This window comes from Comamonas guangdongensis, from assembly GCF_041079535.1.
Taxonomy (GTDB): Bacteria; Pseudomonadota; Gammaproteobacteria; order Burkholderiales; family Burkholderiaceae_C; genus Comamonas; species Comamonas guangdongensis.
The window spans coordinates 218919-234350 of record NZ_JBFYGN010000006.1; the positions used below are offsets into that span (position 1 = coordinate 218919).

Below are 15432 nucleotides of genomic sequence, written 5' to 3' on the forward strand. Positions count from 1 at the left end.
CCGGCGAAGCATGCGAATGCGCCAAGCTTCGCGCTGCAGATCGGCCAATTAATGGCCCGCATCTTGACCGGCCACATATGGCGCGCGAGGCGTCGAGGCGGGGGCCAGGAGTCCGTTTGGGCTGGGGACGGTTTCAGGCCAGGGCCAGAAATTCGTCGACGCGATCCAGGTATTCCTCGAAGTTGGACAGCGCGTGGTCGCCGCCTTCCTGCACCAGCTGCAGCGCATGGGGGTAGCGCTCGCTCATCTCGTTCCAGTTCAGCACCTCGTCGCCCTGGGCGATCAGCACCATTTCGGGCGCGGCCGGGGTCATGGCCCGGGTATCGAGCTGGCGCAGCTCGTCTATGTATTCGGGGCGAAAGAAGAAGTGCTCCGCGGGGTCGTGCCAGCTGCTCTGCTCGCCGATGTATTTTTCCAGGTCGCGGGCCGGATTCACGGCGGGGTTGATCATCACGCTCTTGCAGCGCGCGAGCTGGGCCACCCAGCTCGCGTAGTAGCCGCCCAGCGAGGAGCCGACCACGGCCATGGTCTGGCGCGGCCAGCTGGCAATGCCTTCGGCAATCAGGGCGGCAGCCTCGCGCGGGGAGGGCGGCAGCTGCGGGCACCACCAGCGCACGCGGGAATGCCGGGCGCCCACATAGTCCGCGAGGATGCGGGCCTTGTTGGACTGCGGGGAGGAGCGGAAGCCGTGCAGATAAAGCAGATGGGTGGTGGTCATGGCGGCAGTCTCCTCTAGTCAGGCGATGAATGTTTTGCGTCCATTGTGGCCTGTCTGCCCCAGGCTTGGCAGGGGGGAGGCCTGTGGCGGACCTCACCCGGGGCGAACCGGCCGCAGCGCTGGCAGGGCTCAACCCTGCAACGCGCACGGCGACCGGCTCACACGATAATTGCGGCCCATGTCTGCCACCGAATTCGACAAACCTTCGTTATTGCAACGCATCATTCCGCTGTTCCGCGGCTTTGATTTCCTGCTGCTGCTGTTTGTCGCGCTGCTGGCCAGCGCCGGCCTGCTGGCCATGTATTCCTCGGGCTTCGACCACGGCACGCGTTTTGTGGACCATGGTCGCAATATGCTGATTGCGGCGGGCCTGCTGTTTGTGGTGGCGCAGATTCCTCCCCAGCAGCTGATGAAGGCCGCCGTGCCGCTCTATACCCTGGGCGTGGCGCTGCTGGTGGCCGTGGCGCTGTTCGGCATCACCAAGAAGGGCGCGACGCGCTGGGTGAACGTGGGCGTGGTGATCCAGCCCTCGGAGCTGCTCAAGATCGCCACGCCGCTGATGCTGGCCTGGTGGTTCCAGCGCCGCGAAGGCAATCTGCGCGGCACGGACTTCGCCATCGCTTTCGGCCTGTTGCTGATTCCCGTGGGTCTAATCATGAAGCAGCCCGACCTCGGCACCTCGCTGCTGGTGATGGCGGCCGGCCTGTCGGTCATCTTTTTTGCGGGCCTGCCCTGGAAGCTCATCGTGCCGCCCGTGGTACTGGGCGTGATCGGCGTGTTTCTCATCATCTGGTACGAGCCCCAGCTCTGCGCCGACGGCGTGAGCTGGTATTTTCTGCACGACTACCAGCGCACCCGCGTGTGCACGCTGCTGGACCCCACGCGCGACCCGCTGGGCAAGGGCTTCCACATCATCCAGGGCATGATTGCCATCGGCTCGGGCGGGGTTTGGGGCAAGGGCTTCATGGCCGGCACCCAGACGCACCTGGAATTCATCCCCGAGCGCACCACCGACTTCATCTTCGCCGCCTATTCCGAGGAGTTCGGCCTGATAGGCAATCTCTTCATCATCGTCTGCTTTCTGTTGCTGGTCTGGCGCGGCCTGGCCATCGCCATGCACGCCAGCTCGCTGTTCGGCCGCCTGATGGCGGCGGCCGTGGCCATGATCTTCTTCACCTATGCGTTTGTGAACATGGGAATGGTCAGCGGCATCCTGCCCGTGGTGGGCGTGCCTCTGCCCTTCATCAGCTATGGCGGCACGGCCATGGTGACGCTGGGGCTGGCGCTGGGGGTGCTGATGTCGGTGTCGCGCGCACAGCGCCAGTTGCCGGGCGGCGACGGACATATTCCCCACGCCTGATCGCTTCTGAAAGAAGCAGCGGCAGGCGCCGAAGGGTCAAGCGTCCAGGGCTTGCGGATGTTGAGGGGGCGACGCAGTGCGCAGCGTGACGCGGTCCGGCTGGGAGAATGCCTGCGGCGCGAGGCGGGCCGCCAGCAGCCTAGCGGTCGCGAGGGCATGCAAGCCTCTCTACAATGCATTCCATGATTTCCCGCGAACCCACCATCGAACGCTTGGCCACGGCCCGTCAGTTGCTGCTTGAGCCCTTTGGCCTGGACGAAACCCATCTTGCTCGTGCGCTTGCCGAGATTCGCTCGCACCAGGTGGACGACGCCGACCTGTACTTCCAGTACACCCGCGCCGAAGGCTGGAGCCTGGAGGAGGGCATAGTCAAGACCGGCTCCTTCTCCATCGACCAGGGCGTGGGGGTGCGTGCGGTCAGCGGTGAGAAGACGGCATTCGCCTATTCCGATGATATCTCCGAGGCCTCGCTGCTCGATGCCGCGCGTACCGTGCGCTCCATCTCCGCAGCCACCCAGTCGCGCCGCGTCAAGGCGGGTGCGCCCAAGATTGCGCCCAGCCGCTCGCTGTATCCGGGTCTGGATCCCATCAGCACGCTGGACAGCACGGCCAAGGTCGAGCTGCTGGGCAAGGTGGAAAAGCTGGCCCGCGCCAAGGATCCGCGCGTGGTGCAGGTCATGGCGGGCCTCGCCAGCGAATACGACGTGGTGCTGGTCGCGCGTGCCGACGGCACGCTGGCAGCCGACGTGCGCCCGCTGGTGCGTTTGTCGGTGACCGTGATCGCCGAGCAGAAGGGCCGCCGCGAAGTGGGCTCTTCGGGCGGTGGCGGCCGTTTCGGCCTCGCCTATTTCAGCGACGAGCAGATCAGCCAGTATGTGGACGAGGCCGTGCATGCGGCCCTGGTCAACCTGGACTCGCGTCCAGCTCCGGCCGGTCAGATGACCGTGGTGCTTGGCCCGGGCTGGCCCGGCGTGCTGCTGCACGAGGCCGTGGGACATGGTCTGGAAGGTGACTTCAACCGCAAGGGCTCGAGCGCCTTCAGCGGCCGCATCGGCCAGCGCGTGGCGGCCAAGGGCGTGACGGTGCTCGACGACGGCACGCTGGCCGATCGCCGCGGCTCGCTCAATGTGGACGACGAAGGCCATGCCAGCCAGAGCAATGTGCTGATCGAGGACGGCATCCTCAAGGGCTATATCCAGGACTCTATGAATGCCCGCCTCATGGGCGTCAAGCCCACGGGCAACGGCCGCCGCGAAAGCTATGCGCATATCCCGATGCCGCGCATGACCAATACCTACATGCTGGGCGGCGACAAGGATCCGCAGGAAATCGTCGCCTCGATCAAGAAGGGTCTGTACGCCACCAATTTCGGCGGCGGTCAGGTGGACATCACCAGCGGCAAGTTCGTGTTCTCGGCCAGCGAAGCCTACTGGGTGGAGAACGGCAAGATCCAGTACCCGGTCAAGGGCGCCACTATCGTGGGCAGCGGCCCCGAGTCGCTCAAGCACATCACCATGATAGGCAACGACATGCGCCTGGACTCGGGCGTGGGCACCTGCGGCAAGGAAGGCCAGAGCGTGCCGGTGGGCGTGGGCCAACCCACGCTGCGCATCGACGGTCTGACCGTGGGCGGAACGGCCTGATCCACTAGCCGCAATATCCGTTGCGGCAGTGTCCGCTGCGCGCCATTCCTACCGGCCCCGGTCTGCATTGCAGACCGGGGCCTTGTTGTTTTCGGAAGCGCAGGCCGGCTGCAGGGCAGCCGCTGAAAGGGTTTTGCGGGAGGCTTGGAGTCTGAATTCAATGAATATCTGAATTGCGCTTTAAAATTGCATGAATTATGGATTTTGTATTTTTTAACTCAATAAAATTTCTTGAAATTTGAAATTTTGAAAAAAAATTGCAAATGTTAATTCATTGAATTATTGGCTTCCACAGAGGGGTGAGGTGCTTTTGCCGGTACGCCACCCTCTGGCGTCCATGTTGCAATGCGCAATGGCTGTGCTACATTGAAAGACATGCAAACGCAACGCGCCTATTTCTTTTACTTTTGGTTCTCGCCCCCGGCGGCTGAGAGGTAAGCGCGCGCACCTGCAAACACCTCCCAAAGAACCGCCGAAGCTGCAAAGCCCGGCGGTTTTTTTTCACCCCTACGTTTCAGCTCCCCCGGTTTTCATCGATCAACGACCTCACGAAAGATTGCCATGACTGCTCTGAACACTTCCTCCGCCGATTCCTGGTATCGCTCCGGCTCTCCCAAAACAGGCCAGACCGACGACGCACGCATCAAGGAAATCACAGTGTTACCCCCTCCAGAGCACCTCATCCGCTTCTTCCCGATTCGCGGCACGGCCGTGGAGACCCTGATCAGCGACACCCGCCGCAGCATCCACAACATCATGCGTGCCCAGGACGATCGCCTGCTGGTCATCGTGGGTCCCTGCTCCATCCACGATCCGGCCGCGGCGCTCGAATATGCCCGTCGCCTGGCCGTGGTGCGCGAGCAGTACAAGGACACTCTGGAAGTGGTGATGCGCGTCTATTTCGAAAAGCCGCGCACCACCGTGGGCTGGAAGGGACTGATCAACGACCCCTACCTCGACCAGAGCTACCGCATCGACGAGGGCCTGCGCATCGCGCGCCAGCTGCTGATCGACATCAACCGCCTGGGCGTGCCGGCGGCCAGCGAGTTCCTCGACGTGATCTCGCCCCAGTACATCGGCGACCTGATCAGCTGGGGCGCTATCGGTGCCCGCACCACCGAAAGCCAGGTGCACCGCGAACTGGCCTCGGGCATCTCGGCGCCCATTGGTTTCAAGAACGGTACCGACGGCAATATCCGCATCGCCACCGACGCCATCCAGTCGGCAAGCCGCGGCCATCACTTCCTGTCGGTGCACAAGAACGGCCAGGTCGCCATCGTGCATACGGGCGGCAACCAGGACTGCCATGTGATTCTGCGCGGCGGCAAGACGCCCAACTACGATGCCAAGCATGTGGCCGCCGCCTGCGAGGATCTGGCCGCCGCAGGCCTGACGCCGTCGTTGATGGTGGACTGCAGCCATGCCAACAGCAGCAAGCAGCATGAACGCCAGAAAGATGTGGCGCGTGACATCGCCGGCCAGATCGCGGCAGGCTCGAACAGCGTATTCGGCGTGATGATCGAAGGCCATCTGGTGGGCGGCGCCCAGAAGTTCACGCCGGGCAAGGACGAGGTCTGCAAGCTGACCTATGGCCAGAGCATCACCGATGCCTGCCTGGGCTGGGAAGATTCGCTGGCAACGCTGGAAGAGCTCTCCCAGGCGGTGCGCCAGCGCCGCGAGGCGGTGGTGGCCGGCCAGGAGGCCGCCGTCGCGGCCTGAGCCGAGCCCATAAAAAAACAGGTCGCAAGGCGGCTTGCCTTGTGACCTGTTTCTTGGCTCTCTAGACGCCGCTTAATGTTCCTCGCCAGGCTCCGGATGAGGAGTCATATCGCAGCCGTTGAGCGTGGCGTCGATGCGGTTGATGAGCCGCAGCAACTGGCGCTTGTCGAAGTCGTTGCGCTTTTCCCATTCGTGCTCGGCCAGCGGATGGATATGGCTCTGGTGGGGCAGGCTGCCCTTGGCGTCGATCAGCGCCTGAAGGCGTGGAATAAACACCCATTGCAGCCACTCGTGCAGCTGCAGCGTGTCGTACATAAAGGGGACGGTGGATTCCAGGGCCTTGGGAGAGGGCGCGGCGGCAGACCAGAGTTGCTGGGCCTGCAGTTCGGCCTGCAGCTGTTGCAGATGCTCCCGCAGTTCTTTGTGGATGATGTCGGCAGTCATGGTTGGGGAGTCCTGAAGGCGTTTGCAGCCTTTGCCGCAAAGTCATGAATTGTATGTAAGCCCGTTTGCGGCGACTTCAAGAGCGGAGCGCCGATCGATGCCGGGGCTTGAAATACGCGGACCGGCCCAAATATGGGGTTCATGTCCGCGCTGGATGTCGTCGAAGCTTGCAAAACTGGCGCTGCGGCATAACACTTTTTCATATCCGCCCTGATGCCTGATAAGTCTGGTGAGGGCTTATGGGCCATTGCTGTTTGCCAGCAGTCAGCTTGAAGCATTTCCCGTCCTGCCGCCACCATCAAGCTGTGGCCATGACAACGACTGGTGCAAAGCGCCATGAAGCGAGGAGAACTATGCGTAGTGAAGTGATCGTGGTTTTGGATGCCGACCGTGAATATCGGGTGGACACCCAGTCCCTGTCGTCGGTGAGCTCGGACGAGGGCCGCCGCTGGCTGGACCAGCAATTTGTGGCGCTGGACTGTGAGCCCTTGCGTGCCACGGGCAAGGTGCTGCTGGCCGACAAGCTGGTGGTGGTGGCGCGTGAGGCGCGCAGCCGTCCCGAGCTGTTTGGGAACCAGGACTGGCTCAACAGCTATGCTGTGGCCGCCCAGGCCGTGCTGTCCAAGCCGCTGATCCGCGTGGATGTGCCGGCGATGTCTATAAGCTACTGACGCCCCCTGAGCCGCTTTGCGGCTTCCCCCTCTCTGCTTCGCGGAGGGGGACGACAGCCTCGCTGCAAGACGGCTCTTGCTCGCTGTCCCCGTGTTGGGGCATGCCGCTTTTGAAGATAGCTGATGAAAATGCCCGTTTTTTGCGGGCATTTTGTTTGGTGCTTATTTCAAGGCTTCAAGCAGCTTGGCATGAATGCCGCCAAAGCCGCCGTTGCTCATGCAGACGATATGGTCGCCGGGCCGGGCGGCGGTGGTGATCTGGGCGATCAGCGCCTCGATGTTGCCGGCCACCTGGGCGCGCTTGCCGCTCCCCACGCCCATGGGGGCCAGGGCTTCGGCCGCATCCCAGTCCAGGCCCGCGGTATGGCAGAAGACCAGATCGGCGTTCTCCAGCGACCAGGGCAGCTGGCTCTTCATGGTGCCCAGCTTCATGGTGTTGCTGCGCGGTTCGAAGACGGCCAGGATGCGGGCGTCCGGACCCAGCTTGCGGCGCAGGCCATCCAGCGTGGTGCGGATGGCCGTGGGGTGGTGGGCAAAGTCGTCATAGACCTCGATGCCGTTCAAGGTGCCGCGCAGCTCCATGCGGCGCTTCACATTCTGAAAGCGCGACAGGGCTTCGCAGGCGACTTCGGCGCTCACTCCCAGATGGTCGGCCGCTGCAATCGCGGCCAGCGCATTGAGCTGGTTGTGCACACCGGTCAGCGACCAGCTCAGGCGCGCCACCTTCCGGCCATGGCGCAGCACGTAGAAGTCGCCGGGGTCGCCCTCGGCGCTGAAGTCGCTGACGGCGGCGCCAAAGCTGCGCACCTCGCTCCAGCAGCCCTGGCCCAACACGCGGCTCAGGCTTTCTTCGAGGCCATTGCTCACGATGCGGCCGGTCGAGGGCACGGTGCGCACCAGATGGTGGAACTGGCGCTCGATGGCGGCCAGATCGTCGAAGATGTCGGCGTGATCGAACTCCAGATTGTTGAGCACGGCCGTGCGTGGGCGGTAGTGCACAAACTTGCTGCGCTTGTCGAAGAAGGCCGTATCGTACTCATCGGCCTCGATCACGAACACGGGCTCCTCGCCGGCCGGGCCGGGGCCGCAGACGGGGCGTTTGGGCGCGCCCAGGCGCGCGGAGACGCCGAAGTCCAGCGGCACGCCGCCGACCAGAAAGCCGGGCTGCAGGCCCGCGCATTCCAGCACCCAGGTCAGCATGGAGGTCGTGGTGGTCTTGCCATGCGTGCCGGCCACGGCCAGCACATGGCGACCGCGCAGCACATGCTCGGCCAGCCACTGCGGGCCGCTGGTATAGGGGGCGCCGGCATCGAGGATCGCTTCCATCAGCGGAAACTTGGGCGAGCCGTCCTCGAGCCGCCTGCGGCTGACCACATTGCCGATCACGTACATATCGGGCTTGAGGGCGATCTGATCGGCGCCATAGCCCTCGATCAGCTCGATACCCAGCTCGCGCAGCTGATCGCTCATAGGCGGGTAGACGCCCGAGTCGCAACCCGTGACCCTGTGACCGGCCTCACGTGCCAAAGCGGCCAGGCCCCCCATAAAGGTGCCGCAAATGCCCAGAATATGTATGTGCATGGGCGGAGATTCTACGTTTGCGCGCATGACCCGGGCGCGAGCCCTGGGCCGCAGAGGCGCAGGCGGTAACCTTTCTTATCAAATTGATAGCTTGATGCGCAAGGCTTCCATTCTTTTTCAATGGTTCCCTCTGGAGATATGAGAGCTGTCAAGCGCTAGATGCTATGAAAACATGGGCTTTGTGCGGAATAGGCAAAACTGGCTCGGTCCATATGGGTCACAATGCCCGCATGACCCGTTCCGCAGACCGCGGCGGGGGCTAGGAATCGCTATGAGCTTGGACAATGTGAGTGCTGAAATCGCCCAGGCGGCTGCCCGCATCGTGGTGGAAGAGGGCCTGGAATGGGGGGCTGCCAAACAGCGTGCCCTGCGTCAGCTCGGGCTGCCCGGCCGCACGGCCCTGCCCGACAACGAGCTGATGGAAGAGGCGGTGCGTGAATATATAGAGCTGTTCTGCGCCGACACCCAGCCCCGGGAGTTGCGCGCCCTGCGTGAACTGGCCCTGGTCTGGATGGACAGATTGCAGGAGTTCCGTCCCCATCTGGCGGGCGCCGTCTGGCGCGGAACGGCCACCCGGCTGTCCGATATCTATCTGCAGCTGTTTTGCGATGACCCCAAATCGGCCGAAATCGCGCTGATCAACAATCAGGTGCAGTACGAGCCGAGCACGGTCACTGGCTTTCAGGGCAAGCCCGTGGAGGCGCTGTCCATCCACTCGCTGTGCAAACCCCTCAACGAAACCGTGGGCGTGCATCTGCTGGTCTATGACCATGACGATATGCGCGGCGCGATGAAGCCCGACAGCCGCGGCCGCAGCCCGCGCGGCGATGCCAAAGCGCTGCGCAAGCTGCTGGAGCAGGAGAGTGAACATGAATGAGATCAAGCCCGCCGAGGCACGCGGCAGCTCCCGCCGCCTGTGGCTGACGGGCGCGGTCGCCGTGGCTGCGGCCGCCGCCGGTGCAGGCGCGGCCTGGTGGCGCGGCCGGCCCCAGGCCATGGGTCCGAGTGCCGAGCAGCAGCTGTGGAGTCAGAGCTTTGCCGCCCCAGATGGCAGGCCCCTGGCCATGGCGGATTTCAAGGGCCGGCCGCTGCTGGTCAACTTCTGGGCTACCTGGTGCCCGCCCTGCGTCAAGGAGCTGCCCATGCTCAGCGAGTTTGCGGCGCATCAAGGTTCCCGGGGAATTCAGGTCGTCGGTCTGGCGATCGACAAGCCCGAGGCCGTGCTGCGTTTCCTGCAGCGTCAGCCGGTGCAATTTCCCGTGGCGCTGGTCGCCCAGGGCGGGCTGGGACTGACGCGCGCCCTCGGAAATCTGCAGGGCGGCCTGCCGTTCAGCGTGCTGTTCGACGCCGAGGGGCAAGTGCGGCAGCGTAAAATAGGCGAGCTTTCCGGCGAAGATCTGGCAAATTGGAGCAAATAGAACGGATGAAACTGGCTCTTGGCGTAAGAAAAGTGTAGGGATGGGGAAATTCCCTAGCGACGTTATTGAAAAATATGCGCCAATGCGCGCAGAAGGGCGAAATTGAGGTAAATTCGCGCCCTGTTTAGTTTTAGCCGCTGGAGCTCCCATGGATTTGCGAAAACTCAAGACCCTCATTGACCTGGTGTCCGAATCGAATGTTTCGGAACTGGAGATCACCGAAGCAGAGGGCAAGGTCCGTATCGTCAAGAGCGAAGGTGTGGTTCACCAATACGTTGCCGCTCCCGTACAGGCCGCTCCCATGATGGCAGCTCCCGTCGCCGCTGCAGCCCCCGTGGCCGCCGCTCCCGCCACCGCCGCACCGGCCGCCGCCGCTGTGGAAGGTCATGTGGTCAAGTCGCCGATGGTCGGTACCTTCTACCGTGCCTCCAGCCCCGGCGCCAAGCCTTTTGTGGATGTTGGCAGCCAGGTCAAGGAAGGCGACACCATCTGCATCGTTGAAGCCATGAAGATCCTCAACGAGATCGAAGCCGACAAGAGCGGCACCATTGTTCGCGTGCTGGGCGAAAACGGCCAGGCTGTGGAATACGGCCAGCCCCTGTTCGTGATCGAGTGATAGATCATGAGGCGTTGCATGCGGTCCGCATGGCAGCGCCTAGGTGCGCCAGCCTCCGGCGGCGCGACTGAGTCATTGGCAGTGGCCTGTGCTGCGGCGCGGGCGCCAAGCTGCGAGGAACTTCATGTTTAAGAAAATTTTGGTTGCCAACCGGGGCGAGATCGCCCTGCGCATCCAGCGCGCTTGCCGTGAGCTGGGTATCAAGGCGGTGATGGTTTACTCCGAAGCCGACCGCGATGCCAAGTACGTCAAGCTGGCCGATGAGGCCGTGTGTATCGGCCCGGCACCGTCCCCGCTGTCCTACCTCAATATGCCGGCCATCATCTCGGCCGCCGAGGTGACCGACGCGGAAGCCATCCACCCCGGCTATGGCTTTCTCTCCGAGAACGCCGACTTTGCCGAGCGCGTGGAAAAGAGCGGCTTCACCTTCATCGGCCCGACTCCCGAGAACATCCGCACCATGGGTGACAAGGTTTCGGCCAAGCAAGCCATGATCAAGGCCGGCGTGCCCTGCGTGCCGGGCTCGGACGGCGAGCTGCCCGACGATCCCGCACTCATCAAGCGCATCGCCAAGGCCATCGGCTACCCGGTGATCATCAAGGCCTCGGGCGGCGGCGGTGGCCGCGGCATGCGCGTGGTCCACACCGAAGCGGCGCTGATCAATGCCGTGCAGATGACCAAGGCCGAGGCCGGTGCCGCTTTCGGCAATCCCGCGGTCTACATGGAAAAGTACCTGCAGAACCCACGCCACGTGGAAATCCAGGTGCTGGCCGATACCTTCAAGAATGCCGTCTATCTGGGCGAGCGCGACTGCTCCATGCAGCGCCGCCACCAGAAGGTGATCGAGGAAGCTCCGGCCCCCGGCATTCCCCGCCGCCTGATCGAGAAGATCGGCGAGCGCTGCGCTGCGGCCTGCAAGAAGATCGGCTATCGCGGCGCGGGCACTTTCGAGTTCCTGTACGAGAACGGCGAGTTCTACTTCATCGAGATGAACACCCGCGTGCAGGTGGAGCACCCCATCACCGAGCTGATCACGGGCATCGACATCGTGCGCACCCAGATCATGATCGCCGCCGGCGAGAAGCTGCCGTTCACGCAGCGCCAGGTCGAGTTCAAGGGCCACGCCATCGAATGCCGCGTGAACGCCGAAGACCCGTACAAGTTCATCCCCTCGCCCGGACGCATCACCACCTGGCATGCGCCCGGCGGCCCAGGCGTGCGTGTTGATACCCATGTGTACAACAACTACTTCGTGCCGCCCAACTACGACTCCATGATCGGCAAGATCATTGCCTACGGCGATACGCGCGAGCAGGCCATAGCCCGCATGCGCACCGCCCTGCTGGAGACGGTGGTGGAAGGCATCAACACCAATATTCCGCTGCACCAGGACCTGATGGTCGACTCCAAGTTCATGGAAGGCGGCACCAATATCCACTATCTGGAAGAGTGGCTGACCCATCGCACTCCTTCCAAGCGATGAGACCGCGAGCTTTGCGGCTCTGAGTTCCCATGCTGGCCTCTGGTGACGGAGGCCAGCATTTTCGTTTTTCAGGAAAGTACGGTTTACGCGAGCAGCCCGGGTCAGTCCCGCATCTGGCTTGACGTAGGCCCAAGAAAGGATTGGCCATGTTCGAGCTGAGCCTGTTGTGCCCCGAAGATCGGGTTGAAACCATTAGCGATGCGCTGGATGCGCTCGACGCGCTGAGCGTGTCCGTCGAGGACGCCGATGCGCAGACCGAAGCCGAGCAGGCGCTGTTCGGCGAGCCCGGCATGCCCGCGCCCAAGGAAGGCTGGCAGCGCAGCCGCGTGATCGCGCTGTTCCCCAGCGAGGCCGCGGCCATCGAGGCGCGCGAGCTGCTGCTGCCGCAGGACTTCTTTGAAGGCTGCAAGGTGCTGGCCGTCAAGCCCGTGCCCGAGCAGGACTGGGTGCGGCTGACGCAGTCGCAGTTCGAGCCCGTGGACATCACGCCCGAGTTCTGGATCGTGCCGACCTGGCATGAGCTGCCCGAGCAGGCCAAGGTCAGCATCCGTCTCGATCCGGGCCTGGCCTTCGGCACCGGCACCCACCCCACCACCCGCATGTGCCTGCGCTGGATTGCGCGCCAGCCCCAGGGGACTCTGGGGCGCACGCTGGACTACGGCTGCGGCTCCGGCATTTTGGCGATCGGCGCGGCCAAGTTCGGCGCGACCGAGATCGACGCCGTGGACATAGACCCGGCCGCCGTGGAGTCGACCAACTACAACACCAGCGCCAACCATGTGCAGGTCAATGCCGGCCTGCCCGAGGCTGCGGCCGGCGAATACCAGACCGTGCTGGCCAATATCCTGGCCACGCCGCTCAAGGTGCTGGCGCCCTTGCTGTGCGGTCGCGTGCATGCGGGCGGCAATCTGGTGCTGGCCGGCATCCTGGAGCGCCAGGCCGACGAGCTCAAGCAGGCTTATGCGCCTTACCTCAAGCTCGAGGTGGCTGACAGCGAGGACGGCTGGATTCTGATGACTGCCCAGCGCGCAGCCTGATTGCGGCAGCGGCCGGCGCTCGAGCAGGAGCGCCGGCCGCGGCTGCCTACAATTGCAAACCGATGAGCCAAGTCACCCGTTGCCCCTCCTGTGGAACCCGCTTCAAAGTGGTTGCCGACCAGCTGCGCATCTCGCAGGGCTGGGTGCGCTGCGGAATGTGCCAAAGCGTGTTCGACGCATCGCAGGATTTGCAGAGCGTGCCCGAGGAGCTGCTGCAATCCGCGGTGGCTCAGCAGGCCGGGCAGGTGAGCGAGGCCGTCAAACCGCCGCAGACTCCTGTTTTGGAAGCGGAGTCCGCGGCTGCAGCAAGGGCTGCAGCCTTGTTGGATACGGCTTCAGTGAGTGGCAAGGCGGATGATGCCGCGCCATCCGGAGCCTCAGTGCTGGCTGCGACGGAGGAAGCGCCAACGCAGGAGCCGCTCGCGGAGCCGGAGATGGTGCAGCCGTCCTTTGTGGACCAGGCCAGGCCCTTGGTTGCCGAAGTGGTGCTGAGCGAGAGCGGCGAGCCGCAAGCTCTCTTGCCCGATGCCAGCCAGGACCAGGCGCAGGAGCCCGAGCCGCAGGCCGAGCCTCTGTCCATGCAGTCCGAGGCCGCGGCGGATGAGGCGGCCGGGGCCGAGGTGGAAGTGGTATCGGCACAGGCGCTGCTGTCCACCGATATGGACGCGCCGCGCTCTGAGGCGGATGCGGCCCGGCCGCCGGAAGCCGAGCCGGTCGGGTCTGAAGAGCCGGCTCCGGCCGAAGAACCAGGCTTTGTGCGCCAGGCCCGCCGCCAGGCCTTCTGGCATTCCGCCGGCATGCGCGCGGCGCTGGTCCTGGGCTCCATGCTCGCGCTGGCAGGCGTGGCGGCCCAATATGCATGGCAGCAGCGCGATGTGCTGGCTGCGCAGCATCCGGCCCTGGCCCCGGCCTTGGGCCAGGCCTGCCATCTGATGGGCTGCGAGCTGCAGGCGCGGCGCGAGATCGCCGATGTGGTGATCAGCGGCTCGGGTTTCAAGCAACTGGCCGATGTCCAACGCTACCAATGGAGCCTGAGCCTGGAAAATCGCTCCGATGTTCCCGTGGCCATTCCCATGGCCGAGCTCACGCTGACCGATGCCCAGGACAAGCCGCTGCTGCGCCGCGTGATCGACCTCAAGCCCCTGGGCGCGCCCGCGCAACTGCTGGCCCGCCAGGAATGGAGCGTGAGCGTGCCGGTGCAGGTAGAGAACCTGTCCGCACCCGTGGCCGGCTATCGCGCACTGGTTTTTTATCCCTGATTAAGAAAGAGAACGACACCATGGCTGCTTTGATCTGCGGATCGCTGGCATTCGACAACATCATGACCTTCGATGGTCGTTTTGCGGACCAGATACTGCCTGACCAGCTGCACATCCTCAATGTGTCGTTTCTGGTGCCCACGCTGCGTCGCGACTTCGGCGGCTGTGCCGGCAATATCGCCTACAGCCTGAGGCTGCTGGGCGGCGAAGCCTGGCCCATGGCCATGGTGGGCAGCGACGGCGCCGACTATGTGCAGCGCTTCCGGGAGCTGGGCATAGAAACCCGTCATGTGGGTCAGCTGCAGAGCACGCACACCGCCCAGTGCATGATCATGACCGACCATGACAACAACCAGATCACGGCCTTCCATCCCGGCGCCATGATGCAGGCGCATGAGAACCGGATCACCGTGGAGATGGCGGATCAGGTCAAGCTGGGCATTGTGGCGCCAGACGGCCGCCAGGCCATGATCGACCACGCGGCCCAGTTCAAGGCCGCAGGCATTCCCTTTGTGTTCGATCCGGGCCAGGGCCTGCCCATGTTCAATGGTGAAGAGCTCAAGGTCTTCATCGAGGAGGCCGACTGGGTGGCGGTGAACGACTACGAAGGCAAGATGCTCAGCGAGCGCACAGGCCTGAGCTTCGAGCAGATCTCGCAGCAGGTGCGCGGTCTGATCGTTACGCTGGGAGCCGAGGGCTGCGAAGTCTGGGAGCAGGGTCGCAAGACCGTGGTGGCTCCGGTCAAGCCGGCTGCCGTGGTCGATCCCACGGGCTGCGGCGATGCCTGGCGCGGCGCTTTCCTGTTCGGTCTGGAGCGTGGCTGGGATCTGGTGCGTTGTGCCGAGCTGGGCAACCGCATGGGAGCGCTGAAGATTGCGCACCGCGGCCCGCAGAATTATCAGCTGGACTTTCAGCCCTGAGACTGAATTCAGGTGCGCCGATGATCCGGCGCTGAGCTCGTAAAAAAGCCCGGTTCTCGCAAGAGGCCGGGCTTTTCATTGAGTGCCAGTCAGAGTGCCGATCAGGGCTTGTTGCCTGTGGGGAAGGGCCAGGCAGCCTGGGGCGCCAGACGGGTCTGAGCGATGGGCGCTGCGGCCTCCACGGCGGCAGGAGCTGCGGGTGCAGCAGCGGCCTTCTTGGCGGCGGCCTTCTTGGGAGCTGCGCCATTGGGCTTGGCAGCGTCGGCAGCCTTCTTGGCGGTTGCGGACTTAGCAGCAGCCTTTGCAGCGGGCTTGGCGGCAGCCTTTGCAGCGGGCTTAGCGGCAGCCTTTGCAGCGGGCTTGGCAGCAGCCTTTGCAGCGGGCTTAGCGGCAGCCTTTGCAGCGGGCTTGGCGGCAGCCTTTGCAGCGGGCTTGGCGGCAGCCTTTGCAGCGGGCTTGGCGGCAGCCTTTGCAGCGGGCTTGGCAGCAGCCTTTGCAGCGGGCTTGGCAGCAGCCTTTGCAGCGGGCTTGGCAGCAGCCTTTGCAGCGGGCTTGGCAGCAGC

The 15432-nt window shown here is 64.0% G+C and carries 14 protein-coding genes and 1 pseudogene; 11 read left to right on the forward strand and 4 right to left on the reverse strand.

Translation table 11 applies throughout. From position 1 onward, the window contains the following. Positions 1-133 precede the first annotated feature (133 nt). Positions 134-718 (reverse strand): YqiA/YcfP family alpha/beta fold hydrolase, encoded by a 585-nt coding sequence (locus AB6724_RS07640; protein ID WP_369337910.1) that lies wholly within the window; start codon positions 716-718, stop codon positions 134-136. A 178-nt stretch (positions 719-896) separates the two neighbouring features. Here AB6724_RS07640 and rodA point away from each other — a divergent pair, with 178 nt between their 5' ends. The 3 genes from rodA to AB6724_RS07655 all read left to right on the forward strand — a co-directional run bounded on the left by rodA (position 897) and on the right by AB6724_RS07655 (position 5440). Continuing rightward, positions 897-2078 (forward strand): rod shape-determining protein RodA, encoded by a 1182-nt coding sequence (rodA, locus tag AB6724_RS07645; protein WP_369337911.1) that lies wholly within the window; start codon positions 897-899, stop codon positions 2076-2078. A gap of 182 nt (positions 2079-2260) precedes the next feature. After that, the gene (gene tldD, locus AB6724_RS07650; RefSeq protein ID WP_369337912.1) at positions 2261-3721 is read left to right on the forward strand and encodes a metalloprotease TldD; all 1461 of its coding nucleotides are present in this window, start codon (positions 2261-2263) and stop codon (positions 3719-3721) included. 561 nt (positions 3722-4282) lie between these two features. Beyond that, positions 4283-5440, forward strand: a complete 1158-nt coding sequence (locus tag AB6724_RS07655; RefSeq protein WP_369337913.1) for a 3-deoxy-7-phosphoheptulonate synthase — start codon at positions 4283-4285, stop codon at positions 5438-5440. A gap of 72 nt (positions 5441-5512) precedes the next feature. On the opposite strand, the gene AB6724_RS07660 is transcribed toward AB6724_RS07655, so the two are convergent. Then, complete coding sequence (locus AB6724_RS07660; RefSeq protein WP_369337914.1) at positions 5513-5884, reverse strand: YqcC family protein; 372 nt, start codon at positions 5882-5884, stop codon at positions 5513-5515. Between the two features lie 353 nt (positions 5885-6237). Between AB6724_RS07660 and AB6724_RS07665 the strand changes: the two genes are divergently transcribed. After that, complete coding sequence (locus AB6724_RS07665) at positions 6238-6555, forward strand: hypothetical protein (RefSeq protein ID WP_369337915.1); 318 nt, start codon at positions 6238-6240, stop codon at positions 6553-6555. Between the two features lie 162 nt (positions 6556-6717). On the opposite strand, the gene mpl is transcribed toward AB6724_RS07665, so the two are convergent. Next, positions 6718-8136, reverse strand: a complete 1419-nt coding sequence (mpl, locus tag AB6724_RS07670) for a UDP-N-acetylmuramate:L-alanyl-gamma-D-glutamyl-meso-diaminopimelate ligase (RefSeq protein ID WP_369337916.1) — start codon at positions 8134-8136, stop codon at positions 6718-6720. A 271-nt stretch (positions 8137-8407) separates the two neighbouring features. Between mpl and AB6724_RS07675 the strand changes: the two genes are divergently transcribed. The 7 genes from AB6724_RS07675 (at position 8408) to AB6724_RS07705 (ending at position 14869) form a co-directional block, all read left to right on the forward strand. Then, positions 8408-9013, forward strand: a complete 606-nt coding sequence (locus tag AB6724_RS07675) for a hypothetical protein (RefSeq protein ID WP_369337917.1) — start codon at positions 8408-8410, stop codon at positions 9011-9013. Beyond that, positions 9006-9554, forward strand: a complete 549-nt coding sequence (locus tag AB6724_RS07680) for a TlpA family protein disulfide reductase (protein ID WP_369337918.1) — start codon at positions 9006-9008, stop codon at positions 9552-9554. The genes AB6724_RS07675 and AB6724_RS07680 overlap by 8 nt, the downstream gene beginning before the upstream one ends. 148 nt (positions 9555-9702) lie before the next feature. Further along, complete coding sequence (accB, locus tag AB6724_RS07685; RefSeq protein ID WP_369337919.1) at positions 9703-10170, forward strand: acetyl-CoA carboxylase biotin carboxyl carrier protein; 468 nt, start codon at positions 9703-9705, stop codon at positions 10168-10170. A 124-nt stretch (positions 10171-10294) separates the two neighbouring features. Next, positions 10295-11653 (forward strand): acetyl-CoA carboxylase biotin carboxylase subunit, encoded by a 1359-nt coding sequence (gene accC / locus AB6724_RS07690; RefSeq protein WP_369337920.1) that lies wholly within the window; start codon positions 10295-10297, stop codon positions 11651-11653. Positions 11654-11799: 146 nt separating this feature from the next. Next, positions 11800-12690, forward strand: a complete 891-nt coding sequence (gene prmA, locus AB6724_RS07695) for a 50S ribosomal protein L11 methyltransferase (RefSeq protein WP_369337921.1) — start codon at positions 11800-11802, stop codon at positions 12688-12690. Between the two features lie 62 nt (positions 12691-12752). Further along, the gene (locus AB6724_RS07700) at positions 12753-13949 is read left to right on the forward strand and encodes a DUF3426 domain-containing protein (protein ID WP_369337922.1); all 1197 of its coding nucleotides are present in this window, start codon (positions 12753-12755) and stop codon (positions 13947-13949) included. A gap of 20 nt (positions 13950-13969) precedes the next feature. Continuing rightward, on the forward strand, positions 13970-14869 hold the full coding sequence (locus AB6724_RS07705) for a carbohydrate kinase family protein (RefSeq protein ID WP_369337923.1): 900 nt from the start codon (positions 13970-13972) through the stop codon (positions 14867-14869). A gap of 101 nt (positions 14870-14970) precedes the next feature. Here the strand turns inward: AB6724_RS07705 and AB6724_RS07710 are convergent. Next, a pseudogene (locus tag AB6724_RS07710) lies at positions 14971-15432 on the reverse strand (transcriptional regulator); the annotation flags it as partial.